The organism is Bacillus sp. LLTC93 (genome assembly GCF_002993125.1).
Lineage (GTDB): Bacteria > Bacillota > Bacilli > Bacillales > Bacillaceae > Bacillus > Bacillus zhangzhouensis.
Genome location: NZ_PVME01000001.1, coordinates 72,474 through 96,611, shown reverse-complemented (window position 1 = coordinate 96,611; position 24,138 = coordinate 72,474). Strand labels below are relative to the sequence as shown.

General features: G+C 39.6%; 31 protein-coding genes. 17 read left to right on the top strand and 14 right to left on the bottom strand.

Annotated elements, in window-relative coordinates; all coding sequences use genetic code 11:
* Nucleotides 1–8: 8 nt before the first annotated feature.
* A complete protein-coding gene (locus C6W18_RS00550) occupies nt 9–932 on the bottom strand; it encodes a DsbA family protein (RefSeq protein ID WP_105925307.1) in 924 nt (307 codons plus the stop codon).
* Nucleotides 933–1,113: 181 nt separating this feature from the next.
* Between C6W18_RS00550 and C6W18_RS00545 the strand changes: the two genes are divergently transcribed.
* The 3 genes from C6W18_RS00545 to C6W18_RS00535 all read left to right on the top strand — a co-directional run bounded on the left by C6W18_RS00545 (nt 1,114) and on the right by C6W18_RS00535 (nt 2,685).
* Entirely contained in the window at nt 1,114–1,683 is a 570-nt protein-coding gene (locus C6W18_RS00545) for a TetR/AcrR family transcriptional regulator (RefSeq protein ID WP_105925305.1), read from the top strand.
* Between the two features lie 72 nt (nt 1,684–1,755).
* Nucleotides 1,756–2,181 carry a MarR family winged helix-turn-helix transcriptional regulator gene (locus C6W18_RS00540; protein WP_058337221.1) on the top strand — a complete coding sequence of 142 codons (426 nt, stop codon included), beginning with the start codon at nt 1,756–1,758 and terminating at the stop codon, nt 2,179–2,181.
* A 156-nt stretch (nt 2,182–2,337) separates the two neighbouring features.
* Nucleotides 2,338–2,685 (top strand): DoxX family protein, encoded by a 348-nt coding sequence (locus C6W18_RS00535; RefSeq protein ID WP_076821624.1) that lies wholly within the window; start codon nt 2,338–2,340, stop codon nt 2,683–2,685.
* A gap of 72 nt (nt 2,686–2,757) precedes the next feature.
* On the opposite strand, the gene C6W18_RS00530 is transcribed toward C6W18_RS00535, so the two are convergent.
* Nucleotides 2,758–2,946: a hypothetical protein gene (locus C6W18_RS00530; protein WP_105925303.1), complete on the bottom strand. Its 189-nt coding sequence runs from the start codon at nt 2,944–2,946 to the stop codon at nt 2,758–2,760.
* A gap of 254 nt (nt 2,947–3,200) precedes the next feature.
* On the opposite strand from C6W18_RS00530, the gene C6W18_RS00525 reads away from it, so the two are divergent.
* From C6W18_RS00525 to C6W18_RS19905, 6 genes are all read left to right on the top strand, one after another.
* Nucleotides 3,201–4,370: an FAD-dependent oxidoreductase gene (locus C6W18_RS00525; protein WP_105925301.1), complete on the top strand. Its 1,170-nt coding sequence runs from the start codon at nt 3,201–3,203 to the stop codon at nt 4,368–4,370.
* Nucleotides 4,371–4,412: 42 nt separating this feature from the next.
* Nucleotides 4,413–5,093, top strand: coding sequence for a TetR/AcrR family transcriptional regulator (locus tag C6W18_RS00520; RefSeq protein ID WP_189318014.1), 681 nt, complete (start codon nt 4,413–4,415; stop codon nt 5,091–5,093).
* A gap of 162 nt (nt 5,094–5,255) precedes the next feature.
* Nucleotides 5,256–5,921, top strand: coding sequence for a helix-turn-helix transcriptional regulator (locus C6W18_RS00515; protein ID WP_105925299.1), 666 nt, complete (start codon nt 5,256–5,258; stop codon nt 5,919–5,921).
* Entirely contained in the window at nt 5,918–6,292 is a 375-nt protein-coding gene (locus tag C6W18_RS00510; protein WP_105925297.1) for a RidA family protein, read from the top strand. Before C6W18_RS00515 ends, C6W18_RS00510 begins: the two co-directional genes overlap by 4 nt.
* Before the next feature lie 72 nt (nt 6,293–6,364).
* Complete coding sequence (locus tag C6W18_RS00505; RefSeq protein ID WP_105925295.1) at nt 6,365–7,468, top strand: threonine synthase; 1,104 nt, start codon at nt 6,365–6,367, stop codon at nt 7,466–7,468.
* A gap of 91 nt (nt 7,469–7,559) precedes the next feature.
* The gene (locus C6W18_RS19905; RefSeq protein ID WP_189318042.1) at nt 7,560–7,823 is read left to right on the top strand and encodes a hypothetical protein; all 264 of its coding nucleotides are present in this window, start codon (nt 7,560–7,562) and stop codon (nt 7,821–7,823) included.
* A 626-nt stretch (nt 7,824–8,449) separates the two neighbouring features.
* Here C6W18_RS19905 and C6W18_RS00495 read toward each other — a convergent pair.
* On the bottom strand, nt 8,450–9,529 hold the full coding sequence (locus C6W18_RS00495; RefSeq protein WP_189318013.1) for an isocitrate/isopropylmalate dehydrogenase family protein: 1,080 nt from the start codon (nt 9,527–9,529) through the stop codon (nt 8,450–8,452).
* Between the two features lie 169 nt (nt 9,530–9,698).
* On the opposite strand from C6W18_RS00495, the gene C6W18_RS00490 reads away from it, so the two are divergent.
* From C6W18_RS00490 to C6W18_RS20410, 3 genes are all read left to right on the top strand, one after another.
* Nucleotides 9,699–10,871 (top strand): MFS transporter, encoded by a 1,173-nt coding sequence (locus C6W18_RS00490; RefSeq protein WP_105925291.1) that lies wholly within the window; start codon nt 9,699–9,701, stop codon nt 10,869–10,871.
* A gap of 194 nt (nt 10,872–11,065) precedes the next feature.
* Nucleotides 11,066–11,395: a hypothetical protein gene (locus tag C6W18_RS00485; RefSeq protein WP_034323697.1), complete on the top strand. Its 330-nt coding sequence runs from the start codon at nt 11,066–11,068 to the stop codon at nt 11,393–11,395.
* A gap of 43 nt (nt 11,396–11,438) precedes the next feature.
* Complete coding sequence (locus C6W18_RS20410) at nt 11,439–11,564, top strand: hypothetical protein (protein WP_262982628.1); 126 nt, start codon at nt 11,439–11,441, stop codon at nt 11,562–11,564.
* 52 nt (nt 11,565–11,616) lie between these two features.
* Here the strand turns inward: C6W18_RS20410 and parC are convergent, their stop codons facing one another.
* From parC to C6W18_RS00470, 3 genes are all read right to left on the bottom strand, one after another.
* Nucleotides 11,617–14,055, bottom strand: coding sequence for a DNA topoisomerase IV subunit A (gene parC, locus C6W18_RS00480; protein WP_105925289.1), 2,439 nt, complete (start codon nt 14,053–14,055; stop codon nt 11,617–11,619).
* 2 nt (nt 14,056–14,057) lie between these two features.
* Entirely contained in the window at nt 14,058–16,025 is a 1,968-nt protein-coding gene (gene parE / locus C6W18_RS00475) for a DNA topoisomerase IV subunit B (protein ID WP_034323703.1), read from the bottom strand.
* Nucleotides 16,026–16,441: 416 nt separating this feature from the next.
* Complete coding sequence (locus tag C6W18_RS00470) at nt 16,442–16,855, bottom strand: CoA-binding protein (RefSeq protein WP_034323709.1); 414 nt, start codon at nt 16,853–16,855, stop codon at nt 16,442–16,444.
* A 154-nt stretch (nt 16,856–17,009) separates the two neighbouring features.
* On the opposite strand from C6W18_RS00470, the gene plsY reads away from it, so the two are divergent.
* Together plsY and C6W18_RS00460 are read left to right on the top strand one after the other, a co-directional pair.
* A complete protein-coding gene (gene plsY / locus C6W18_RS00465) occupies nt 17,010–17,591 on the top strand; it encodes a glycerol-3-phosphate 1-O-acyltransferase PlsY (protein ID WP_105925286.1) in 582 nt (193 codons plus the stop codon).
* Nucleotides 17,592–17,701: 110 nt separating this feature from the next.
* Entirely contained in the window at nt 17,702–17,977 is a 276-nt protein-coding gene (locus C6W18_RS00460) for a HesB/YadR/YfhF family protein (protein WP_373465705.1), read from the top strand.
* Between the two features lie 39 nt (nt 17,978–18,016).
* Here C6W18_RS00460 and C6W18_RS00455 read toward each other — a convergent pair whose 3' ends face one another.
* The 8 genes from C6W18_RS00455 to acnA form a co-directional block, all read right to left on the bottom strand.
* Nucleotides 18,017–18,328, bottom strand: coding sequence for a hypothetical protein (locus C6W18_RS00455; RefSeq protein WP_034323717.1), 312 nt, complete (start codon nt 18,326–18,328; stop codon nt 18,017–18,019).
* A gap of 3 nt (nt 18,329–18,331) precedes the next feature.
* Entirely contained in the window at nt 18,332–18,754 is a 423-nt protein-coding gene (locus tag C6W18_RS00450) for an acyl-CoA thioesterase (RefSeq protein WP_034323719.1), read from the bottom strand.
* Between the two features lie 149 nt (nt 18,755–18,903).
* Nucleotides 18,904–19,083, bottom strand: coding sequence for a hypothetical protein (locus tag C6W18_RS19900; RefSeq protein WP_189318041.1), 180 nt, complete (start codon nt 19,081–19,083; stop codon nt 18,904–18,906).
* A complete protein-coding gene (gene tlp / locus C6W18_RS00445) occupies nt 19,067–19,309 on the bottom strand; it encodes a small acid-soluble spore protein Tlp (RefSeq protein ID WP_105925284.1) in 243 nt (80 codons plus the stop codon). Before tlp ends, C6W18_RS19900 begins: the two co-directional genes overlap by 17 nt.
* 15 nt (nt 19,310–19,324) lie before the next feature.
* Complete coding sequence (locus tag C6W18_RS00440) at nt 19,325–19,468, bottom strand: acid-soluble spore protein N (protein WP_008357830.1); 144 nt, start codon at nt 19,466–19,468, stop codon at nt 19,325–19,327.
* Nucleotides 19,469–19,519: 51 nt separating this feature from the next.
* The gene (locus tag C6W18_RS20550; RefSeq protein WP_034323726.1) at nt 19,520–19,717 is read right to left on the bottom strand and encodes an FbpB family small basic protein; all 198 of its coding nucleotides are present in this window, start codon (nt 19,715–19,717) and stop codon (nt 19,520–19,522) included.
* Nucleotides 19,717–20,220 (bottom strand): TlpA family protein disulfide reductase, encoded by a 504-nt coding sequence (locus C6W18_RS00430; RefSeq protein WP_034323729.1) that lies wholly within the window; start codon nt 20,218–20,220, stop codon nt 19,717–19,719. Before C6W18_RS00430 ends, C6W18_RS20550 begins: the two co-directional genes overlap by 1 nt.
* Nucleotides 20,221–20,285: 65 nt before the next feature.
* Nucleotides 20,286–23,015 carry an aconitate hydratase AcnA gene (gene acnA, locus C6W18_RS00425; protein WP_034323734.1) on the bottom strand — a complete coding sequence of 910 codons (2,730 nt, stop codon included), beginning with the start codon at nt 23,013–23,015 and terminating at the stop codon, nt 20,286–20,288.
* Between the two features lie 220 nt (nt 23,016–23,235).
* Here acnA and sspO point away from each other — a divergent pair, with 220 nt between their 5' ends.
* From sspO to C6W18_RS00410, 3 genes are all read left to right on the top strand, one after another.
* Nucleotides 23,236–23,382: a small acid-soluble spore protein SspO gene (gene sspO / locus C6W18_RS00420; RefSeq protein ID WP_034323737.1), complete on the top strand. Its 147-nt coding sequence runs from the start codon at nt 23,236–23,238 to the stop codon at nt 23,380–23,382.
* 16 nt (nt 23,383–23,398) lie between these two features.
* On the top strand, nt 23,399–23,545 hold the full coding sequence (locus tag C6W18_RS00415; protein ID WP_003211331.1) for a small acid-soluble spore protein P: 147 nt from the start codon (nt 23,399–23,401) through the stop codon (nt 23,543–23,545).
* A gap of 102 nt (nt 23,546–23,647) precedes the next feature.
* A complete protein-coding gene (locus tag C6W18_RS00410; RefSeq protein WP_034323740.1) occupies nt 23,648–24,049 on the top strand; it encodes an Hsp20/alpha crystallin family protein in 402 nt (133 codons plus the stop codon).
* The last annotated feature ends 89 nt before the right edge of the window (nt 24,050–24,138 follow it).

Genomic DNA, 24,138 nt, shown 5'->3' with positions numbered 1-24,138 from the left:
CATTCTCCTTATGTTGAAGTTGTGAAATACTGTTCTCCTAGAGCTTCTTTCATATGAAACGGTACTTGTGAAAGTTCTTTCTCCATAAAAGTCTGCACACCCGATTGATCAATATCGTACATCACTTCAATCTCTTTAGAGAATAGACATTTTTCTTTTTCGAGTAAGGCAGAAACCGCTGGTAGCTTTTTCGGTTGAAGCTCTTCTGTGTTTAAAGCTTGCTTTAATCCATCCACATAGACGTCTAATGGTCGACCACCCGTGATTTTAACTCCTTTATTTTCTTCATTGACGAAGATGATGGTCGGAAAACCTCTTGCACCGAGGTCTCGAACAAGAGCAAAATCTTGATTTAATAAGTCTTGTCCGCTAGGGAGCTCCGCTTCATGTAAAATCTCATCTCCGTTCAATCCAAGGTTGTTGACGATATCAATCAAAACCGTAATATCAGATATATTTTGATTGAATGCAAATAGTGCTTCTCTTGCACGGCGTAAAAACGTATAAGCTTGTTCATCACCGTGATGTTTTTGAATCACTTTGAACACACGCGAGGACGGGTAGGAGGATTGAACAGGATTGTCGATCATTAAGGACCCATCAATTGGCATGCGAGAATGTTCTCCGACTTCTCTCCAGTGATCCGCAACATCCGCAGGCTTATAAATTCCGTTTGCGGGATCTATTGGACCGTCATGCCATTTCTCTAGCAATCCACCTAACACAGTCTGGAAATGAAAATAATGTCCGTATTGCTCTTTAAATCGGCGCAGGACAGGTTCAATTGCCCAGCAATGAGAACAAATCGGATCTGTTACATAGTAGAGCGTAATGTTTTTTTTAGGTTGGTGAAAGTCAATGACCTGAATATCTTCTTCACCTACACCGCATACACCAGTTTCTAAATCACAAAACATGTCATTGTTTTTCAAGTTATTTCCTCCTCAATTTTTCAGGAAAAAATGTGTCCTGATCAGTTGTTTGAATCAAGTCATCATTTGCTTTACAATTGAATCTTAAGACAGAATGAGTGAGATCAACACCAATAATTTCTTCAATTTGTTGTATATCCGACAGATTCAAGCATGTGTTTAAAAAGAAAGGGGGAAGAAGATGACGCAGCCAAAGACAGATCCGCGTGTATTAAGAACACACAAATTAATCATGGAGTCTTTCATGAAGCTTTCATCGAAAAAGGAATTTAAGGATATTACGGTGAAAGATGTGACAGCAGAAGCCATGATTAACCGAGCCACGTTTTATTATCATTTTGAGGATAAATACGATTTATTAGATAAAACACTCTCAGAAGTATTGTCGATTAATTTAGAAAGTATCAATTTTAACAATAGTAAACTAGATGAAGATACAATGATGAATATTTTTAAAGCGCTAGCCAGTTTCCAACAATCTCTTCATAACCGCTGCCAAGTAGAATATGAAACTGAACTTGCTCCAATTGTTCGAGAACAGCTTGAAATTATTTTTTATCAGTTGTTAGTGAATCAATATACAAATGTCGAAAAGCAAGTGTTGAAGGTCACGGCTGTTTTTTTAAGCTGGGGAATTCACGGAGCTTCTGTTGAGTGGAGAAAAAATAGTTCGCACATATCTTCAGAAGAATTTATCAAATCAACATTGCCGTATATCATGTCAGGAATTGATTTTAAGCATAACATGTAGACAATTTGACAATGTTTAACCGCTCCACTAATATAAATGCTATAGCATATAAAATGATTAGAGGGTGTTTACATGAAGTTACATGATTTAATAGGTTATCTCGTTCATCGCACTGATGTGAAAATGACGAATTATTTTACGAATAGGTTAAAGCCATACGGTGTTACACCAGAGCAGTGGAGTATTATTAGTATTCTTAGCCGTGAAAAAGGCTCGACTCAAAAAGAATTGGCAGAAGGCATTGATAAAAATCAAACCACTGTCGTAAGAATGATCCAGTCAATGGAACGAAAAGGACTTGTCAAAAAAATCTATAATGAACAAGACCGGCGCTCTCATCACCTGTTTTTAACAGAAAAAGGGGACGAGATCAAAAAGGCGATTCTTCCTGTTGTCATGGATGCACATCGAACTGTGACAAATCAATTAAGCGATGAAGAGATTGAACAATTAAAATTACTTTTAAACAAATTATTCTATTCAGACTATCCATCTTGATAAATCTGTAAGGTAGAAACAACCTCTATTTTTGCATGATATATGCTACGACATATAAATTTCATCCATTCAGTGTAGGAGTGAGATTTTATCAAGATGGCCCCAGAAACCGGTGTCCATTAAGCGACCCTTTCTGGTCAAATAACTTAGAAAGATGTGATCACTATTTTCATTCTTATTCTACAAATTGTATTGGCTGTTTTCTTTTTCCTCACAGGAACGAAAATCATATCTGGAAAAATGGCAGAAGAGTTCAAACGATTTGGTTTACCCGCATTTTTCAATATTTTAACGGGGGCTCTTGAGTTAATAGGCGCTGCTGGAATGCTAGCTGGCATATGGATCCCAACATTAGCATTATTATCAGGCTTATTGTTAGGAGGTACGATGCTGGCAGCTGCATTTACTCTGATCGTATTGGCCAAAGATCCCTTTAAAAAAGCAATCCCTGCACTTGTTTTATTCGCTCTCAGTATCGGTGTCAGCTTATACCACATTCTTTAAATTCATATTAAAAAATCACAAAAACCTAAACAAATCTCCACTGTTCATGACGGTGGATTTTGTTTAGGTTTTTTAGCGATTGAATTGCTTTCGAAGCACTAGGCATGAGACAGCAAATACTGTGAAAGCGCCTGCTGATCCTGCAGCAAACATCAGCCCAGATTGTTCTAGTTTGGATTTGAATAACAAAGGGACAGAAAGAATGAGCGCAGCACCACTAAAGCTCAATCCTAAGATCAACATGGCCAATAATTTATTCATAGAAACACCTCTTACACTCAGAATTAGAACAATGGAAACCTACTGATTCAAGAATCATTGTTATGATTCGACAACCTTTAACATTCCTAGATGGAGTGTATCATATGATGGCGGGCGATTGGTTTCTTTTCATTAAAACACAATCGTGAAACAAACGATTTTAAACGAACACTGTTCTTTACGAACTGTGTTCGTTATAATATAAATGAGATGCGGTTTTACACTACTTCCATAAAGAAGAGGAGATGCATACGATGACGTCATTATCTAAAGACCCAAAGCATATCGCTATCATTGGAGGAGGACCAGGTGGGCTAACACTCGCCTTAATTTTGCAAAATTACGGTATACAAACAACCATCTATGAACGGGAGATGTATGACAAGAGTCTTGAAAGAGGAGGGTCACTGGATATTCATGAAGAAACAGGTCAAAAAGCCTTAAAAGAAGCAGGAGTTTATGAGAAATTTCAAAGGAACGCCCGTTATGAAGGAGAAGATTTCAGATTACTTGATAAATCAGGAAGAATTTATTTAGATGAAGAAACGGAATCAGATCAAAAAGGCACTCGTCCAGAAATTGATCGTGGTGTGTTGTGTGAACTGCTGCTAGATCAAATTGATGCTGAAAACATCAAATATGGATATAAACTAGAAAGATGTGTTTCATTAGAAAACGGCATGACGGAGATTCATTTTGAAAACGGGGTTGTCGAGACAGTTGACCTTTTGATTGGGGCTGATGGTGCATTTTCTCGTGTGCGTCCTCTGTTAACTGATATTGGTATTGAATACTCTGGGCTCACGATGCTGGAACTAAATGTCCTAAGCGTAGAGGGGAATCACCCTGATTTAGCTGAATTTAATAAACGTGGTAAGATGTTTGCTTTAGCAGACCACAAAGGACTGATTGGTCAGTTAAACGGAGATGGACGAATCAAAGTGTATGTAAGCCTTATGGTAGAACGCAACTGGATCGAGACTTGTGGTATACCGTTTCACCAAGCGAAAGAAGCAAAAGAACAATTATTAAAGTTATTTAGTGATTGGGATGATCAGCTGAAAAATTATATTCGTTATGCAGAAGATGCCATCATTCCAAGACGGATTTATACGCTTCCTGTCGGTTTTAAATGGAACCGTCATAAAGGAGTAACGCTTATCGGTGATGCAGCTCATGTCATGTCGCCATTCGCAGGCGAGGGTGTAAACATGGCGATGTTTGATGCAAGGGAGCTAGCACTTGCTATTGTCCGACATCCTCATGATATTGAAAAGGCTATTGAAGAATACGAAGACATGATGTACGAATATTCATCGGAAAAGGCTCATGAATCGGAGTATAGTTTAAAACTGTGTTTTTCAAAAGACGCTGCGATCAAGCTTGCAGATATGATGAATTCTTTTCAAGAAAACGGTGATTGATGCTCAATTTACTATTTTACTTTGACATGTTATAAAGAGAGTATGAACAATTCAAATCGTCGCATTATAAGTCGCCGGTCTCGGCCGGCTAAAGAGCCCTTAAGCCGTGAGCTCATTGTGAAAACTGCCTATGAGCTTCTTAAGGAGCAAGGGTTAGAGGGCATGAGTATGCGTAAGGTGGCTAAAGCATTGGATACGGGACCTGCATCCTTGTATGTCTACGTGAACAATTTTCAAGAACTCAGTGCTTACGTATTGGATTATGGTCTCGGCCAAATGGTTTATCCAGATTCAGCGGATAGCACATGGAAAGAACAGTTATTTGACATATTGCATACTTATTTCCTACTGCTATTCGAAAAACCTGGTCTTGCTGAAATTTCTCTTTCCACCATTCCACAAGGAACGAACTTTCTTCAGTTGACCGAACATATTCTCGCTGCATTGCATGAAGGCGGGATCAAATCTACATCTGCAGCATGGGGAGTAGACCTATTGCTGTTATACGTATCTTCTGTAGCATACGAAAAGGTCTCTTGGAAGAAACAAGGCTCTTCACAGATTTCAGACACAAAAAAAGCATTTTTTCAAGCAGACAAAACGCAGTTTCCTTTCATTCATCGTGTAAAAGAAGAAATGTTTGCAGGTGATACCGTATCAATGGAACGGTTCCGATGGGGAATTGACGTCATTTTGTATGGAATCCAGCAGGAAGACAATTAGAAAGGAGCATAAGCAAAAAGCAGTCAATGGCTGCTTTTTTTATATGGTGATTTTCATATTTGTGATCTTGTGAGCATTATAATATATAAATAAATCTATATATTGTTTTTATATATAAAAAATTATATAATCTAGTGGAATAAAAAAATGAGGTGCTTAGGCATGGAACATATTAAAAAGTTATTAGAGAGTTATATTCCTTTAGCAAAATCTACTGCAAAAATGTTTGGATCAAATTGTGAAGTAATTATTCATGATTTAACGAACCCTCAAGCATCTGTCATGTTTACAGTAAATAACCACGTGACAGGAAGAGAAATCGGTCAATCATTTGATCATCTAGTAAAGACTGTATTACAATCAGAAGATTTTAAAGAAGATTATCTTGCTGGTTATACATTTGTAACAGAAGATAAGCGTACGATTCGTTCTTCGACTTCATTAATACGTGATTCGAAGCAAAAAGTGATTGGTGCTTTCTGTATCAATTTTGACGTTGAAGCACTGAATCAAATGCAGCAATTTATGGATACTTTTCTTTCTACACAAATGGAAGTTCAAGAGGATGAAACAAAATCAAACGATGACCTTGAAAATGTGGAAGGAATAGTAGATCAATTGATTCAACAGATCATTCAAAACAGTGTTCATCCAGTCATGAAACGTCATGAAAAAATTGAATTAATAAGATTTATGGATGAAAAGGGAATTTTTTTAATGAAAGGATCTGTTGAGAAGGTCGCATCTATGTTAGGCATTTCCAAAGTAACCGTCTATAGCTATTTGGATGAAATCAAAAATAAATCGAATGAAGGGGAAACGAAATGAAAAGCATCCTTGAGGTGGGAAATCTAAAATCAAACGGACACTATGCATTCGCAACCATTCACCAAAATACAGTATATGTATCAGGACAATTTGCCATCAATCCCGAAACGAGAGAAAAAGAATTCGGCACCATTGAAGAAGAGACATTACAAGCGCTTAAGAATGTAGAGATGATTGTAGAAGAGGCTGGAAGTAAAAAAGAGAAGATCTTGCGCATGACATTATACATTTCAGATATTGAATTATGGGACAAAGTAGATGCGGTTTATACTGAATTTTTCGGTGAACATAAACCAGCACGTACTGTTGTGCCAACGAATGAATTACATTTTGGGTTCAAAATTGAAATTGATGCCATTTCATATATTTAAGATATTTTTTTGCCTACTCTATATAAAAAATTATATTTCGTATAAAAAAATATTTGAAGGAGTTGATGATTGATGAATCAATTGATTTGTAACCATTGCGGGAAAAAATATGAGATGACACCAACTCTATGGAAATGTGATTGTGGTGGAGTATTAAATCTGGTGAAAGATACCCCGATAATAGATATCGCAGCTTGGGATCACTATCCAAACTCATTATGGCGTTATGTTGAAACCATGCCATTTTCAAAAGGTTCTAAGACTTGGGAAACTGTGACAATGGGGGAGGGTCAATCTCCTTTAATCGTTCTGGATCCTAATGAGCCAAACACTTATGTAAAAGTTGATTATATGATGCCGACATTATCCTTTAAAGACCGAGGAGCCGCTGTTTTGATGACAAAAGCAAAGGAATTAGGGGTATCAAAAGTCATAGCTGATAGTAGTGGGAATGCAGGAACAGCGATTGCAGCTTATGCAGCACGTTGTGGTATTACCTGTGATATCTATCTAAGCGATGACACTTCACCTAAAAAGGTCGCTCAAATAAAAGCACATGGAGCAACGATTAAAGAAATTCACGGGACGCGAGAGGACATTGCAGCTGCGGCACAAAAGGCAGTAGACAATGAAAACGTTTTTTATGCAAGCCATGTCTATAATCCCTACTTTTTCGAAGGTACAAAAACATACGCCTATGAAATCTATGAGCAACTAAAAGGAGCACCTGATGCTTTAATCATTCCGGTTGGAAACGGTACTCTGCTGCTCGGTGCGTATTATGGCTTTAAAGAGTTATTTGAAAATGGTCTCATTCATAACATACCTAAAATCGTTGCCGTACAAGCGAAAAACTGTGCACCCCTTGTGAAAGCTTATCAAAATGCGGAGGGATCAGCATCACCTGTGACGAATAAAGGGACCTTAGCAGAAGGGATTGCCATTGCTGCTCCAGCACGCTCCAAACAAATTTTAGAAGCTGTACAAGTTACCAATGGTACGTTTATTGAAATTGAAGAAGATGAGATCTTAAATGCACGATCTAAACTGAGTGAGAAAGGGTTTTATGTAGAAGTGACATCTGCAGTCAATTTGGCTGGCTACATGAAATATCAAAAGGAACCAGAAGAGACCATTGTCATACCTCTTTGTGGTGCAGGGATTAAATCAAAATAACCTTGTTGACCTATTATATGATCAATCAGGAGTGATATTTGCAAAAGTTGAAAACATTGACCATCACAATTTGAAAATGGAGGAATGATTCGTGGGATTGGGTTTCACTCATTGCGAAGCACATTGGTCTTACACCGACTTCCATGATTTTAGATGCAAGTTAGCAGCATGTATTGGCATGAATTTAGATGAAATGGAGGGGTTTGGCGGGGAAATACCATTTGAAAACTATCAAGATGACATCATTCCATTGCTGGATATTTCAGATTCTGATAGTTACTTAATGCCAGATGTTTGTAAGACCGTAGCAGTTAGATTACGTCAACTGATCCACAATTGGCCTGAGATGATATAGATAAAAAGAACGCTCTCTATCTGGCAGAAGGAATGGAACTAGCGCATCAACAAAATGAGCCATTGGGATATATATAAGAGTGAGGCTCATTAAATTCACTTTAATTCAAAAACCTTTATGACCGATTTAATTTATTGAGGACGTAGAGGTTTTTGATATGACATACATAAGGGAAAGATGAAGATAAAGAGGAAGCACCGATTTAAGAACTATTTTGTGTATGCTTTTTTATTAGTTTACATAATATATATTCTAGGAAGTTAAACCATGAATGAATTTTCGCTGTCTCAAAACTAAGTATACTTAACTTATTGAGACAAAAAGAAAAAATCAAAATCCTGCGTTTATCAGATTTTGATTCTTGTAAATACTTTATGATTTTTCGATTGTGACTGGTTTGCCCAATTCAATTCTACTGGATCAAGCGGATGTCCGGATCAAAATTCGTAAAAAAATGCTCACCGACCTCGATATTGTATTCATAATCACATTGCAACCTACCTTCAAAAACTACATTGTCACCGCAAGCGCCCAACAATTCATTTAAAATGGATCGTCTTTTTCTGATGACCTGTTTGCTGTCAATTGTCTCGCTTTTTTCGATCTGTCATCGTTGATCCTTCCTTCTATTTATATCGATTCATGGTTTGAAGGAATGCCTCTGTGAATTGTGTCGTCGTCTCGTTTCCTCCTAAATCCTTCGTTTTAACATTCATTTTCATGATCTCATGAAGTGTACGTTTGATAAGAGCAGCCGTCTTTTTTAACCTTTCATCCTGATATTTCGCATGTAACCAGTCACAAAGCATCACTGTAGAAAGAATCATACCAATTGGGTTGGCAATATTTTGCCCAGCGATATCCGGTGCTGATCCATGTGCCGCCTGTGCCATGGCTTGGTCTTCGTTACAATTTAATGAAGGCGCTATTCCTAAACTTCCGACTAGCTCCCCTGTTAGATCAGATAAAATATCACCAAACATATTCTCTGTCACAATCACATCAAAATCACTTGCACGCCTCACTAAGTGAGCCGCCATTGCGTCAATATGTACATCCTCTACCGTCACTTGCGGATACGCTTTTGCTACCTCTTGGCATGTTCGCAAAAACAAACCAGATCCTAATTTGATTACATTTGCCTTATGAACAATAGTAACCTTTTGCCTGCGCTCCATCGCACTTTGAAAGGCTGCATGAGCAATACGTGTTATCGCTTTTTTTGTAAATACACCTGTAGATATAGCAACATCTGGTGTAATCATCCACTCGCCTACTCCATGATACATGTTCCGATCTGGATAGAAGCCTTCTGTATTTTCTCGAAAAATGACAAGATCGACGTCTCGTGCAAGGCTTTGTACCCCTGGTAACGATTGAGACGGACGAATGTTCGCAAATAGATCAAACGTATGACGGAGCTCTCCGCTTGGATTCCTCCTCTCTTTAAATATGTCTGGGTATGATGCAGAATCATGAGGCCCTAAAATCCACCCATGGCATTTTTTCAATTCGTCTTTAGTAGATGTCGGCACAGGATCTTGGTGAAGAGATTGGATGGCTTCAAAACCGATTGGACATTCTACAAATTCCACAAACGACTCATGAAACCGAGACAGCGCTGCCTCTAAGATGCACATACTTGCTTGTACAATTTCTGGTCCAATTCCATCACCTTTCAATACACCGATTCGATATGACTGCATAAAATCCGCCCCCTTTGTCTTTATTTTACCTTCTCATCAAATGAATTGTGAAGGCGTCATTTCTTCTTACTAAAATTTCAGCATGACCCTTCCTCATGTTATTTACGAATCAGGAAGTCTCATTTATAATCGAGTAGATTTGTATATATCTTTAAATGTGAGGGATTAGATGGAATTAAAGTGGTATAAAGCGATTATTGTCATTTTTACGATGTCTGGGATATCCATCTCTACATGGTTTTCACGGACACCGGAAGTCAGAGATTTATTACAAGCGAATACAGGGACAATGGGACTTATTTTACTTGGCTTATCTGTTGGTTCTATTGTTGGACTTGTCCTTTCCAATATATTCGTTCGAAAAAAAGGCGGACGAGTGGCCATTGTGATCAGCGCTTTTTTGATGTTCACTGGATTCACGACTCTCGCTATTGGTTCAACGCTCTCTTCTATCCTTGTTGTCACTGCCGGTCTTTTTCTTTTTGGAGCGGGCTCAGGCATGTGCAATGTGGCCATGAACTTAGAAGGGACGGAAATTGAGTACAACATCAGGAAAACCATCCTGCCTATATTGCACGCTTCCTTCAGCATTGGCACGTTAATCGGTGCAGGTGCTGGCATTCTCTTTATTCATCTAGGGGTATCTGTGTTGATTCACCTTCTGATCATTGCCATTCTTTTCTTTCTCAGCATTTTGATTTGTACACGGTTTATTCCCCACGGGACAGGAAAGGATCAGCTTGAGAAGCAAATAGATACAACTGATGGTTCTCATGCGGCATGGCTGAACAAACGGACGATATCTCTTGCGATGATCGCCTTATGTCTTGCATTTGTAGAAGGCTCTGCAAATGATTGGATTCCCCTTGCGATGGTGGATGGTTACCAGGTTTCACATTCCATGAGTACCGTCATCTATGCTTTATTTTTGTGCGGAATGATTAGTGGACGACTGATCAGTGGACGTTTAATTGATCGATTTGGCAGGGTGTTATTGCTAAGAGTCGCTATTTTTTCAGCAGCTGCCGGACTATTGTTAGTCATTTTAAAGATTTCACTCGTAGTGTGTATGATATCCATCTTTTTATGGGGACTTGGCGCTTCTTTAGGCTTCCCACTGACCATTTCGGCAGCTGGTGATGATAGCCGCTACGCCGTCAAACGCGTCAGCATTGTGACCTTATCTGGTTACACAGCCTCCCTTTCTGGTCCCCCTATTTTAGGACTGCTCGCCAATGAGGTGGGACTGCTTCATGCCTTTATATTTGTTCTATTCGCTATTTGTATGGCGGGAATCTTTACAAAAGCTGTAGCAAAACCACATTCATTACATTCTCACTGAAAAGTGCCAGATTCTCATCATGGCACTTTTTTTAAATTTAAAAAATAAAATCGAAACCTTTCATGAAGTGAAACAGTCCTATAGATGTCCTGATGTTTACAGCATTTTTAATGAGGGAAAGTAAAAAAATAAGACTTTTCAAATAACTGAAAACGTGGTAAGATCATGAAAATAAACAGGGAGGGGTGAGATAAATGAAAAAAAATATGCTGTTAAAATTAGCCGTCTTATTCATAGCACTGGCAAGTTTTCATTTGTTCTCAATGCCTCATTCCGTTCAGGTATACCATCATGCGAAGGTGGTTGCCGATCAAGAATCACATGAAATAAAAATCGTTCAGACAACAGGCGATGAAAATAAACATGTGAACGCAGTATTTGCCGCATTTACAGCACTGCTGATCATTGGCAGTATGACAGCTGGATTTGCACGCATCACTTATACTGATCGATTTGACCGGAAAAAGAAGCATTTACTTGCAGTGTTCTATCAATCTTCTTATTTCCGAGCAGTTCGTGTTTAACCCAACCATTTAAATCAAAACAACAATTGGGAGGTTTTACACGATGTTATTTTTCTTAAGATTATTCATTGTAGGTCTGTTCTCTGTCACTTCACTTTCTCTTTTCGTCTACCAAGGAATTGAAGTAGTTCACGCCCTTACAAGCATGTTTGGCAACCATGAGAGCTAAATGACCCAAATATAAAAAAACCCCCTGACTATCTCAGGGGGTTTTCGTTTGCTTATTTATGATCATCTGGAGTAGGTTCCGGTGACAGAAGGACATGAATCACTTCTCCCTGCTCCTCCTCATCTAAAATAAATGATCCATTGCTATATCGATCATTCGCTCTTAAAGTAGAGATATCAAGCGGGATCATGGCACCCTTTTCCGTATCAATCTCAAGTGTATCGTGAAAAGATGCAGCGATCACAGCCACAATACGGTGCGGGTTTTTCTTTAATTCTCTTAGCATGAGCACTCCGCGTTTGGCTCTTGATGTCTTATCAAATTCAGTGAGGTTCATTCGCTTCACGGCACCTCTTTGTGTCGCCAAAACTAGGACATCGTTCTTCGGATCAATGATTTGTCCAGAGACCACCTCGTCCCCTTCCTTCAAGTTGATTCCTTTGACACCAGCCGCTCTCGGACCTACAACGCTCACTTCTTCTTCATCAAACCACAATCCATAACCATTTTTCGTTGCAATAAACAATTCTTGCTGGCCTGTTGTGACGTGAACATCTACGAGTTCATCATCACCTTTTAGATTCAAGGCGACGAGCGGTTTTGAATATCGCTGTGCTTTATATTGCAGAAGCTCTGTTTTCTTCACCATACCGCCTTTTGTAAAGAACACAAGATATGACGATTCATCAAATTCTTTAATTGGAATCGCTTTTTGAATAGATTCATCACGATCAATCGAAATAATATTCGTAATATGCTGGCCCATATCTTTCCAGCGTATATCTGGTAGCTGATGAACCGGACAATAAATATAGCTCCCTTTATTCGTAAACAAAAGAAGAACATCCGTTGTATTCATTTCAAACTGATGAATCAGCCGGTCTGTATCCTTCATGCCAAAGTCCTTCCCGTTAGATGCAGCATAGGAGCGCTGGCTTGTCCGTTTGATGTACCCATCCTTCGTGACCGTAACGTATACATCCTCTGATGCGATCATCACTTCAAGGTTAATCTTAATTTCCTCGATTTTTTCTTCAATGACAGATCGTCTCTCATCAGCATAAGTCTTTTTGAGCTTTTTCAAACTGTTCGTAATGACCTTTAGCAGCTTTTTCTCGTTTCCTAAAATGTCTTCAAGTTCTGCTATACGCACGTCAAGCTCACTTGCTTCGTCTCTTAATTGCGTAATATCTGTATTCGTTAAACGATATAATTGGAGAGAAACAATCGCTTCTGATTGGGCTTCTGTAAAGTCATATTTGTCCATTAGGTTATTTTTTGCATCACGCTTATCATTAGACGAGCGGATGGTCGCAATCACTTCATCTAAGATGGAAAGGGCCTTAATTAATCCATCTACAATATGATGACGTTCCTTCGCTTTTCGAAGCTCATATGATGAGCGGTTCGTCACCACTTCTTTTTGATGGGCAATATATGCATCAAGTATTGTTGTGAGCGTCATTAAGGTCGGTCTTCGATTATGTATCGCAACCATATTAAAATTATACGGGATTTGCAAATCTGAATTTTTATATAAGAAATTCAAGACACCATTTGCGTCAGCTTCTTTTTTCAGCTCTACAACGATTCGAAGCCCAGTGCGGTCTGTCTCATCTCGAACCTCTGAAATCCCTTCTACTTTTCTTTCAATGCGGAACTCGTCCATCTTTTTCACAAGGTTGGCTTTATTGACTTCATAAGGAATTTCAGTGATCACGATTTGCTGACGTCCACCGCGAATGGTTTCAATCTCCGCTTTTCCGCGAATCATAATCTTTCCTTTTCCCGTTTCATATGCCTTCTTAATGCCGTCCACACCTTGAATAATACCGCCTGTTGGGAAATCTGGTCCTTTGATGACTGTCATTAATTCCTCAACCGTACAATGCGGCTGTTCGATTCGTTTAATGACCCCATCAATCACTTCTCCCAGGTGATGCGGAGGAATATCAGTCGCATAACCAGCTGAAATTCCTGTTGATCCGTTTACTAGAAGGTTTGGAAACATCGCTGGTAATACAACCGGCTCTTTACTCGTATCATCAAAGTTTGCGACAAATTCGACTGTTTCCTTGTCTAAATCCTTTAAAAGCTCTGAAGCAATCGCACTAAGTCTTGCTTCTGTATAACGCATGGCAGCAGGAGGATCTCCGTCAATACTTCCGTTATTCCCATGCATTTCAATCAGCACATTTCGTACTTTCCAATCCTGACTCATTCTGACCATGGCTTCATAAACAGATGAGTCACCGTGCGGATGGTAGTTACCAATGACGTTACCGACTGTTTTGGCGGCTTTACGGAAGTTTTTATCTTGTGTGTTTCCTTCTGCGTACATCGCATATAAAATTCTTCGTTGCACAGGTTTTAGTCCATCGCGTGCATCTGGAAGCGCACGGTCTTGGATAATATATTTACTATAGCGACCAAACCGGTCTCCGATCACTTCTTCTAATGGTAAATCATGAAATCGTTCTTGTTGTGCCATGTTTAAACCTCCTCAGCTAGCGACAAGTTTTCATTTTCAAGAATGTTGCTTTCCTCATCAAGTCCAAAAGCGACATTCTTTTCAATCCATTTACGGCGCGGTTCTACTTTGTCACCCATAAGTGTCGTGACGCGGCGTTCTACTCGTGCAGCATCATCGATTTTGACCCTGACAAGTGTTCTCGACTCTGGATTCATTGTCGTTTCCCATAGCTGGTCGGCATTCATTTCACCTAAACCTTTATAGCGCTGAATCGTATACCCTTTTCCAACTTTCTTTAGTACGCCATCCATTTCTTCATCAGACCATGCATACTCAATGACTTCTTTCTTCCCTGAGCCTTTGCTGACTTTATATAGCGGCGGAAGTGCAATAAATACTTTCCCATGCTCAATCAACGGCTTCATATATCGATAGAAGAATGTAAGCAGAAGCACTTGGATATGCGCGCCATCCGTATCCGCATCTGTCATGATAACAATTTTGTCATAATTGATGTCTTCTACATTAAAATCGACACCGACGCCACCACCGATTGCATGGATAATCGTGTTGATTTCTTCGTTTTTGAAAATATCAGCAAGCTTCGCCTTTTCGGTGTTAATGACCTTCCCTCGAAGCGGAAGAACCGCTTGGAATTTTCGGTCACGTCCTTGCTTTGCTGATCCACCCGCTGAGTCGCCCTCTACTAGGTACAGTTCGTTTCTTGCCGGGTTTCTAGATTGAGCAGGTGTTAATTTCCCGCTTAACGTCGCTTCGGACTTTTTACGTTTCTTGCCGCTCCTCGCTTCTTCTCTTGCTTTTCTAGCAGCTTCTCTTGCCTGCTGCGCTTTAATGGCTTTTTTCACAAGAAGAGTCGCCGTTTCCCGGTTTTCTTCAAGGAAATAAGCAAGTTTTTCAGAAATAACAGTGTCAACAGCCGATCGAGCTTCACTTGTCCCAAGCTTTCCTTTTGTTTGTCCTTCAAATTGGAGCAGCTCTTCAGGAATTCTGACGGAAATAATGGCAGACAGTCCTTCTCGAATATCAGTGCCTTCTAAATTTTTGTCTTTTTCTTTTAAAAGAGTCACTTTGCGTGCGTATTCATTAAAGGCTCTCGTCATTGCTGTTTTTGCACCTGACTCATGCGTACCACCATCTTTTGTTCTTACGTTATTGACAAAGGAAAGGATATTCTCTGAGTAGCCATCATTGAATTGAAAAGCAAAATCTACTTCAATAGACTGATGCTCCCCTTCAAACGAGACGACTTCACTAAGTACATCTTTTTCCTCATTTAAATAAGCTACGAATGCTTCGATGCCCGTCTCATAATAAAAGGTTTCTTGTACATCGTGTCGTTCATCGATCAGCTCTATTTTTAACCCTTTTAATAAAAAGGCTGATTCTCTTAAACGTTCTGATAATGTATCGAAATTATAGGTGATGGCACTAAACATTGTTCGATCTGGCTTAAAATGAATCAGTGTTCCTGTCTTTTTCGTTTTCCCGATTTTTTCAAGTGATGTCACTGGCTTGCCGCCGTTTTCAAAGCGCTGGTGATAAATAAAGCCATCTCGTTCAATTGTTACGGTGAGCCATTCTGACAATGCGTTTACAACAGATGCCCCAACCCCGTGAAGTCCACCACTTGTTTTATATCCGCCTTGACCAAATTTTCCGCCTGCGTGCAGGACAGTTAAAATGATCTCAGGTGTCGGTTTTCCAAGCTTATGCATACCAGTAGGCATTCCTCGTCCTTTATCTTGGACGGAAATGCTGTTATCTTTATGTATTTTGACAATGATATGATCTCCATGACCAGCGAGCACTTCATCGACAGAGTTGTCTACAATCTCATAGACAAGGTGATGAAGACCGCGTGAATCCGTAGATCCAATATACATACCTGGACGTTTACGGACCGCTTCAAGCCCCTCTAGCACCTGAATAGAATCATCGTTATAATCTACTTGCTGCTTTTTAACCAAATGCTTAATCCCCTTTCACTAACAAACATAACCGGTTAATCATCAAATGATCTCTTTAGATTTTAATGATGATCATGCTGCTCATTACTATCCACTTTAATAAGCTGCATCATCACCATGCATGTGTGATTCAGCTATACATGCTCTTTTGCATGACTATGAGTATGGCCCATATTCTGCAATCAGAACTAGAAGTCCATTATAAACAAGACTGTTTCATAAGCCAAATGCAATCATATGATGGTTTTAGCGAAACAGAACAAATGTTCCGTTTTTATCTTATCGCTCTTTTTCTCGATATGCAAGGTCATCGATATGTCCCTGTCGCCTTATTTTATCGCTTTCTTCTAGAATCGCAAATATATTTCTACAATGAAAAAGCAAAAATCCTTGAAAAACCAAGGATTCTTGACGATTTAATGAGTTTTTGTCATAGCATGAGCCACTTTAATGCATAAATCCATGATGGCCACTTTACCTTTTTCCTCAATCAACCTTTTCGCTTCTTCGTGATATACGCCTTGCTGTGCCCAAAAAACAGGTGCGTCTATTTCAAGAAATTCTTTTGCCACCTCAGGCAAAAATTCTGAACGTCTAAAGACATTGACAATATCAATAGGCTCTTTTATGTCTTTTAAAGACGCAACCGCTTTTACGCCAAGTGCTTCATCAATCGTTGGATTAACCGGAATGATGTCATAGCCGGCATCCTGCATCGCTTTTGAGACCATATAAGACGTTCGGTGCGGCTGATCTGACAACCCAACAACAGCAATTCGTTTGCTACTCTTTAATATACGACCAATTTCTTGTTTAGTAGGATGATTCATCCAGACACTCCTTTTCTTCTATTTTAGCGAATTTCCTCTGAAAAACAAAGCTCAATTCATTCTCCTTCTATTTTTTCAAAAAAAGATCGCCATGTTTTTCATAAGATCATGTTAAAATGTAAGACAAGAGGGAGAATATAAAGGAGTTATGCAGATGTTAATTGCTTTGATATTTATTTTGGCTTATCTACTCGGCAGTATTCCGTCCGGTCTCATTGTCGGGAAAGCTGCACAGGGAATCGATATCCGTGAACATGGTAGCGGGAACCTAGGTGCGACGAATGCATTTCGTACGCTTGGGGTAAAAGCAGGGTCTATTGTTATTACAGCTGATATTTTAAAGGGGACTCTCGCTTCAGCTTTACCGTTTTTCATGCAACTGGACATTCATCCCTTACTAGCAGGAGTTGCTGCTGTTATCGGTCACAGCTTTCCTGTCTTTGCAAAATTTAAAGGGGGAAAAGCAGTCGCTACATCAGGTGGCGTATTGCTATTTTATGCCCCGTTCTTATTTATCACGATGATCGCTGCTTTTTTCTTATTTTTATACATTAGTAAATATGTGTCTTTATCATCAATGCTGACTGGGATCTATACATTCATTTACAGCATATTCACCCAAGATCTATTCTTAATCATTGTTGTAGCCGTTCTTGCTGGCTTTGTGATCTACAGACACATCGCCAACCTCAAACGAATCTTCAACAAAACTGAACCGAAAATCAAATGGCTCTAGCCGTTTATTACGTTTAAATATGTGGTAAAAGTACAGAAAAGCTGTTTTTGCATCCTGCATTTTAAAAAACAGCATGACTTCAAAAAGGGGCGATCACATTGAAATTAACAATGAAAGATGATGCACTCAATTGGTACAAGGATGAACTGGATTTAGAAAAAGGTGATCATGTTCGCTTTTTTGTAAGATATGGCGGGTGCAGTAATGTACAAAAAGGCTTTTCTCTCGGCGTTGCAAAAGATAAACCTCAAAACGCCGGCGCAACCGCTGAATTAGAAGGTATTACTTTCTTTATAGAGGAAAGTGATATTTGGTATTTTGACAACCATGATCTGCATATTGATTATAACGAGTCCGTGAAAGAACCAGAGTTTCATTATGAATAAACAAAAAAGATACCTCATCCCTCGGGTATCTTTTTTGTTTTACACATCAATATATAGTCCATACTCCTGAATGTTTCCTAAAGACCTTTCCTTTTGCAAGATCCTTTTTTGCGATTCACCGATCAGGTCAAAGTGAGGAAAGCCTTCACGGACATGAATCCATTCTTTTTTTAATCCATGCTTTTCTCCCCAAGCAATTAATTGCTTCATATCCTGACAGGCTGCTTTTGTGACAGTATTGGCATTTGGAAAACGGTCATCAAGCCAATAGTGTGTCAAAAAGGCGACTTTCCCTTGCTGAACAGCTGATTTCCATGCATTCAAATCACTTCTTTTAATGCCAAATGCCATAGATTAACCCTGCTTTTTCGACTGTTCGTATACTTTGTGCCAAGCAGGAAAGGCTTTTCTAAATTGAATAGGTCTAAAGGTGTCTTTATCTACACAAATATGTGAGGTTGTCCCTGTAAGAGCTGTTTTTCCATCAGGCTTTTGAATTTCATAGCCATATACCGTTTTGACACCATTATATTCTTCAATCCACGTATGGATGATGGCTGTTTCACCGTACAGTAGTGGTTTTTTATATCGAACCTGAAGATCTACAACAGGTGCCAGGACACCGTCTGCTTCTAGCTGAGCATAGGAAAAACCCAGTTCTTTAATCAGCGCTGTTCTGCCGACTTCCATCCAAATTAAGTAATTGGCATGATAGACAATGCCCATTTGATCTGTTTCTGCATAACGGACTTCTATTTCTTTTTTGGATACATACACGTTTTCATCGCTCTCCTATCGAAACCTAAGGTCTCTGCCATTTTACCACATTCCAAAAGGTTCTTCTAAAAAGAGACAATAAAATAAACCAGGTATCCCTGGTTTATTTTATTCCAGATTGTTGACAAAGGGCTAAAATGATCTTTATTTTAGCCCTTTGTCTTCTTTTCAGCGTGATACGAAAACCCTTGAAGTCTAGGAAGGTCGAGTACTGGCGCGGAGCGAATTTGATATTCGTGAGCACCAGCACGCAGAACTGACACCGAATGCGAGGGTTTGTCTTCACGCTGAAATAAACCAGGTATCCCTGGTTTATTCGGTATAGCCATTCTTTCTTGCTGCTTCTTCGTCTTTTATCTCAGTACGCATGGCGTCAATACTCATTTTGCGGTTTTCGTTTTTTTGCTTGATCATCTGCTTTTCTTCCTCTGTCGAAAGGGCCATCGCTGCTTCAGATTCATCAATATTTTCAATGGTGTTCTCGATCATATCTTGCAGCTTTTCAACGTTATCAGAACGATCATCTGGATTGGATTGATATGACTTGCCAAACATCATGCTTACCTCCTATTATTCGCCCTTTGTCTGTATCACATCAGGCTGTTCATTTGATTTATTATGCATCTTTTTACCTTTATTGCGTTTGTACGCTACAGGTTTTGTCCCTAAATGGTCTGGTGTAAACTGTGCTTGTTTATCATGCTCTCTACCCATCATTCATCCCTCCCTCTTCTTTAGGATGAACGAAAACGGATAAATCATAACTTATTTCTGTCTAAATCGCTCTTCCAACTTTTCTTCTAGCTGGTTTAAAAATTCCTCATTACTTAGTAATTCTTTCTTATTTTCAAGCACAAGCTCTTCAAATGTACGGCGTTTTCTTCTTCTCATTCCACTCACCTCCAGTGTATGTATTTCATTTTCGCCAAAAAATTTAGAAAATAAGCAAAAGAGCTGAATCATTAGAGATCCAGCTCTGTTTCAATTTCTTTTTTTGTCAGCATTTGATGCTTCACAGACATGATGCGTCCTTTTTCATCTAATATGTATGTAGTTGGATATGAAAGCACCTGATACCTCGCTTGAATGCCTTTTTGGTCTAATAAAACAGGAAAGCTCAGTTTGAATTCATCTCTGAATGCTGCGACATGATCCACACTCTTTTCAGTCGTCGTCAAATTCACCGCTAGTACTTCGACTTGATCATTCTCGCTTCTGATCGCATCTAGATCCGGCATTTCCGTTCTGCATGGTTTACACCATGTCGCCCAAAAATTGACGAGCACCTTTTTTCCTCGATAATCAGCTAACGATACGGTTTTGCCATCAAGTGTTTTGAGCTCAAAATCAGGAGCCTGATCCCCTTTTTCAAGACCAATGGCCGGCTCTTTCGGCCCAAATAAATTCCACGCAAGTAAACCAATCAACACAAGTAAAACAGCGCTTGCCATTACTTTTTTCCACATGATTGATCCTCCACCATTTTAAAAAAGAAGAGAAAGCTTTCGAGCGCCTTCTCTTCTTCGTTTTATTAGTTGCTTGCCAATTTCTCGCGCAGTACCATTTGAAGGATACCGCCATGACGATAGTAGTCAATTTCGACTTCACTGTCAAAGCGAACAAGCACTTCAAATGTTTTCTCATTGCCATCTGCATCGATTGCTTTTACAGTGACAAGATCACGCGGACGAACTGTTTCGTCAACATCAACTTCAAATGTTTCGGTACCTGTTAGTCCATGAGTCTCTGCACTTTCTCCGTCTTTAAACTGTAAAGGAAGTACGCCCATGAAGACAAGGTTACTTCTGTGGATACGCTCAAAGCTCTCAGCTAGAACAAATTTAATTCCAAGAAGGTTTGTTCCTTTTGCAGCCCAGTCACGTGAAGAACCCATTCCGTAGTCTTTACCTGCTAAGATCGCAAGACCCGTTCCATCTTCTTTATAACGCATGCATGCATCATAAATGGATGTCACTTCACCAGTTGGCCAATACGTTGTATATCCGCCTTCTGTTCCTGGTGCAATCTGGTTCTTAATCCGGATGTTTGCAAAAGTACCTCTCATCATGACATGGTGGTTCCCACGGCGAGATCCATATGAGTTAAAGTCTCTAGGTGACACGCCTCTTTCTTGCAAGTATTTACCTGCAGGTGTGTCCTTCCCAATTGCTCCAGCTGGAGAAATATGGTCAGTTGTGACAGAGTCACCGAATTTTGCAACAACGCGAAGTCCTTTAAGTGGCTCAACTTTGCCAGGTTCAACTGAAAGGTTTTCGAAGAATGGTGGGTTATCAATATAAGTTGAATTCTCATCCCATTTGTATAGTGCATCATCGGTTGTTTTGATTTCATTCCAGCGATCGTTGTTATCAAAGACAGTTTCATACTCTGAACGGAATAATTCAGGTGTTACTGTGCTCTTAACAACACTGTTGATTTCGTCCATCGTTGGCCAAATGTCATTGAAATAGACGTTTTTGCCATCCTTATCGACACCGATCGGATCCTTTGTTAGGTCGATATCTACAGTACCCGCAAGTGCATATGCCACAACTAGTGGTGGTGATGCAAGGTAGTTTCCTTTGACAAGCGGATGGATACGACCTTCGAAGTTACGGTTACCTGATAAAACTGAAGTGATCAAAAGATCATTTTCAGAGACAGCATCTTCAATTTCTTTCTCAAGCGGTCCAGAGTTTCCGATACATGTTGTACAACCATACCCAACAATGTTAAATCCAAGGTCTCTTAAGTATGGAAGAAGTCCTGAGTTCACAAGGTATCCTGTTACAACCTTTGAACCTGGTGCTAGTGACGTTTTCACGTAGTTTGGTACCTTCATACCAAGTTCACTTGCTTTCTTCGCGACAAGACCTGCTCCGATCAAGACGTATGGGTTAGATGTATTCGTACAGCTCGTAATCGCTGCAATCGCAATCGCACCTGTCTTCATGACAGCTTTTTCGCCGTTTGAAAGATCAAATTCGATTTGTTTATCCAGCTCTGATTTTTCTAAGCCGAATCCTTGGTTCCCTGCTGGGCTTTCAATATGTTTATGGAACGTCTCTTTCATTTCAGAAAGTGGAATCAAATCTTGTGGACGTTTTGGACCAGATAAGTTTGACTCAATTTTAGAAAGATCAATTTCCACGACATCAGTAAATATTGGTTCCTCAGCATCTGGCGTATAGAATAAACCATTTGCGCGAGAATATTCTTCAACGATATTAATTTGTTCTTCTTCACGGCCAGTGAGGCGTAGGTAAGCCAGAGCTTCCTCATCTACTGGGAAGAATCCACAAGTAGCACCGTATTCAGGAGCCATGTTCGCAATCGTTGCACGATCAGCTAGTGGCAGCTGGGCAACGCCTGGTCCGAAGAATTCAACAAACTTGTTCACAACGCCTTTTTCACGTAATACTTGCGTGACTTTTAATGCTAAATCAGTTGCAGTTGTTCCGTTTGGAAGCTCCCCAACTAATTTAGCGCCAATAACTTCTGGTACTGGGAAGTAAGAAGGCTGACCAAGCATACCAGCTTCCGCTTCGATACCGCCAACGCCCCATCCAAGAACACCAATTCCGTTAATCATTGTTGTATGAGAGTCAGTCCCAACTAGTGTATCTGGGTAAGTGATGATCTCGCCATCTTCTTCAATCGCATGAACAACACTTGCAAGATACTCTAAGTTCACTTGGTGAACAATTCCTGTTGCAGGCGGAACAGCTTGATAGTTGTTAAACGCTTTCTTAGCCCAGCTAAGGAAGTTATAACGCTCTGCGTTACGTTCGAATTCTAAATCCATGTTAATGTTTAATGCGTCTTCAGTTCCAGCTTTGTCAACTTGTACCGAGTGGTCAATGACAAGGTCAACTGGAATTTCAGGGTTGATTTTATCCGGGTCTCCTCCGACATCTGCCATTGCTTTTCTTAAAGAAGCAAGGTCAACGACGGCTGGTACACCCGTGAAGTCTTGTAAAATAACACGAGATGGTTTAAATGGAACATCGATCTCTTTTACCTCGGCAGTTCCCCATTTTGCCAAGTTTTCAACGTGTTCCTTTTTGATCACTCTACCGTCTACTTGGCGAAGCACTGATTCTAACAGTACCTTAATGGAATAAGGCAGCTTAGAAACATTTCCGATTCCTTGTTTTTCTAGTGCTTCTAACGAATAATAGTGATACGTTTTCCCATTTGTCGAAAACGTTTTTCTAGATTGAAAAGCGTCTTGTTTAGCGACTTGCTGCTGTTTCGACATGTCCAAAATCCCCCTTTTGATGATCAAGATCAATTTCAATTCTCAGAAAAATCGTCGTATTTCACCACAATTTTCTCACAATTTCATCTTAAAACAAATTCATACATAAGTAAATAACAATGCTTTTATTAAATTCGATAAGTTTATCTTATCATTAGGAAATGATTACTCTTCATAAACCGAGTGGTGCGGGTTCATACTAATATTGAGGTGATAGAACATGACAAAACGCAAAGCAAATCATGTGATTGACGGCATGAACGCAGCCAAAAGCCAAGGAAAAGGTGCAGGCTATATTGAAAATGATCAGCTCGTTTTAACAGAAGAACAAAGACAAAACAATAAAAAGCGCAAAAAGAACCAATAAGAAAGGAGCAGGAATCATGACGAATAAAAACACAGGGAAAGACATCCGTCAAAACTCTCCTAAGGAGCATCAAGGCGGACAGCCTGAGCCATTATCAGGCAGTAAAAAAGTTAAAAACCGCAACCATACAAGACAAAAGCACAATTCACATCATGATATGTAAACATTCCCCTCTCATCCCGTGACCAAGCGGGATGTTTTAGGTCTTTCACACATTTCAGTTTTCAACATATGATTTATTATGAGATGTGATGGAGGAGTGTTTATGGAGAATGAAAAGCAAGCGAATTCCTCTGATTTTCTTGAAATAGATGATTGGCTCAATGTGCTAATGGATGATCCTTTTGCCTGGTATGATGAACACCTCCCAATTGATCTTTATGAAACAAGCCGTGATTATATTATTGAGATCGATGTCTCCGCCCTATCGATCACTGATGTAAAGCTGACCTTCGCGGGATATGAGCTCACTTTAGCTTATACGTTAAAAAAGCCAAATGATGCAGGCGATCAGCAAATTGAAAAAAGCGTTATGCTTCCTTTTTATTTGAATGACAAAGACATAGCCACGGATTACGAAAACCGAATCATATCGATAAAGATTAAAAAATATTCCCATCATCAAGACGGGGCATTTTCCTTTCAAATGCCACATGTCAAACATTAAGAGCCCTTCTTCATTTAGGTGGGCTCTCTTCCGTTCGTTTCAAGTCAATCCCTTTTGCGAACCACCATGGCCAAATAGTAGAGTCGCTA

Coding starts and splice junctions, on each gene's coding strand:
- C6W18_RS00545 (WP_105925305.1), top strand. CDS start 1,114: ATGACGCAGCCAAAGACAGATCCGCGTGTATTAAGAACACACAAATTA.
- C6W18_RS00540 (WP_058337221.1), top strand. CDS start 1,756: ATGAAGTTACATGATTTAATAGGTTATCTCGTTCATCGCACTGATGTG.
- C6W18_RS00530 (WP_105925303.1), bottom strand. CDS start 2,946: ATGAATAAATTATTGGCCATGTTGATCTTAGGATTGAGCTTTAGTGGT.
- C6W18_RS00525 (WP_105925301.1), top strand. CDS start 3,201: ATGACGTCATTATCTAAAGACCCAAAGCATATCGCTATCATTGGAGGA.
- C6W18_RS00520 (WP_189318014.1), top strand. CDS start 4,413: ATGAACAATTCAAATCGTCGCATTATAAGTCGCCGGTCTCGGCCGGCT.
- C6W18_RS00515 (WP_105925299.1), top strand. CDS start 5,256: ATGGAACATATTAAAAAGTTATTAGAGAGTTATATTCCTTTAGCAAAA.
- C6W18_RS00510 (WP_105925297.1), top strand. CDS start 5,918: ATGAAAAGCATCCTTGAGGTGGGAAATCTAAAATCAAACGGACACTAT.
- C6W18_RS00505 (WP_105925295.1), top strand. CDS start 6,365: ATGAATCAATTGATTTGTAACCATTGCGGGAAAAAATATGAGATGACA.
- C6W18_RS00495 (WP_189318013.1), bottom strand. CDS start 9,529: ATGCAGTCATATCGAATCGGTGTATTGAAAGGTGATGGAATTGGACCA.
- C6W18_RS00490 (WP_105925291.1), top strand. CDS start 9,699: ATGGAATTAAAGTGGTATAAAGCGATTATTGTCATTTTTACGATGTCT.
- C6W18_RS00485 (WP_034323697.1), top strand. CDS start 11,066: ATGAAAAAAAATATGCTGTTAAAATTAGCCGTCTTATTCATAGCACTG.
- C6W18_RS20410 (WP_262982628.1), top strand. CDS start 11,439: ATGTTATTTTTCTTAAGATTATTCATTGTAGGTCTGTTCTCTGTCACT.
- parC (WP_105925289.1), bottom strand. CDS start 14,055: ATGGCACAACAAGAACGATTTCATGATTTACCATTAGAAGAAGTGATC.
- C6W18_RS00470 (WP_034323709.1), bottom strand. CDS start 16,855: ATGAATCATCCTACTAAACAAGAAATTGGTCGTATATTAAAGAGTAGC.
- plsY (WP_105925286.1), top strand. CDS start 17,010: ATGTTAATTGCTTTGATATTTATTTTGGCTTATCTACTCGGCAGTATT.
- C6W18_RS00460 (WP_373465705.1), top strand. CDS start 17,702: ATGAAAGATGATGCACTCAATTGGTACAAGGATGAACTGGATTTAGAA.
- C6W18_RS00455 (WP_034323717.1), bottom strand. CDS start 18,328: ATGGCATTTGGCATTAAAAGAAGTGATTTGAATGCATGGAAATCAGCT.
- C6W18_RS19900 (WP_189318041.1), bottom strand. CDS start 19,083: ATGGCTATACCGAATAAACCAGGGATACCTGGTTTATTTCAGCGTGAA.
- tlp (WP_105925284.1), bottom strand. CDS start 19,309: ATGTTTGGCAAGTCATATCAATCCAATCCAGATGATCGTTCTGATAAC.
- C6W18_RS00440 (WP_008357830.1), bottom strand. CDS start 19,468: ATGGGTAGAGAGCATGATAAACAAGCACAGTTTACACCAGACCATTTA.
- C6W18_RS20550 (WP_034323726.1), bottom strand. CDS start 19,717: ATGATTCAGCTCTTTTGCTTATTTTCTAAATTTTTTGGCGAAAATGAA.
- C6W18_RS00430 (WP_034323729.1), bottom strand. CDS start 20,220: ATGTGGAAAAAAGTAATGGCAAGCGCTGTTTTACTTGTGTTGATTGGT.
- acnA (WP_034323734.1), bottom strand. CDS start 23,015: ATGTCGAAACAGCAGCAAGTCGCTAAACAAGACGCTTTTCAATCTAGA.
- sspO (WP_034323737.1), top strand. CDS start 23,236: ATGACAAAACGCAAAGCAAATCATGTGATTGACGGCATGAACGCAGCC.
- C6W18_RS00415 (WP_003211331.1), top strand. CDS start 23,399: ATGACGAATAAAAACACAGGGAAAGACATCCGTCAAAACTCTCCTAAG.
- C6W18_RS00410 (WP_034323740.1), top strand. CDS start 23,648: ATGGAGAATGAAAAGCAAGCGAATTCCTCTGATTTTCTTGAAATAGAT.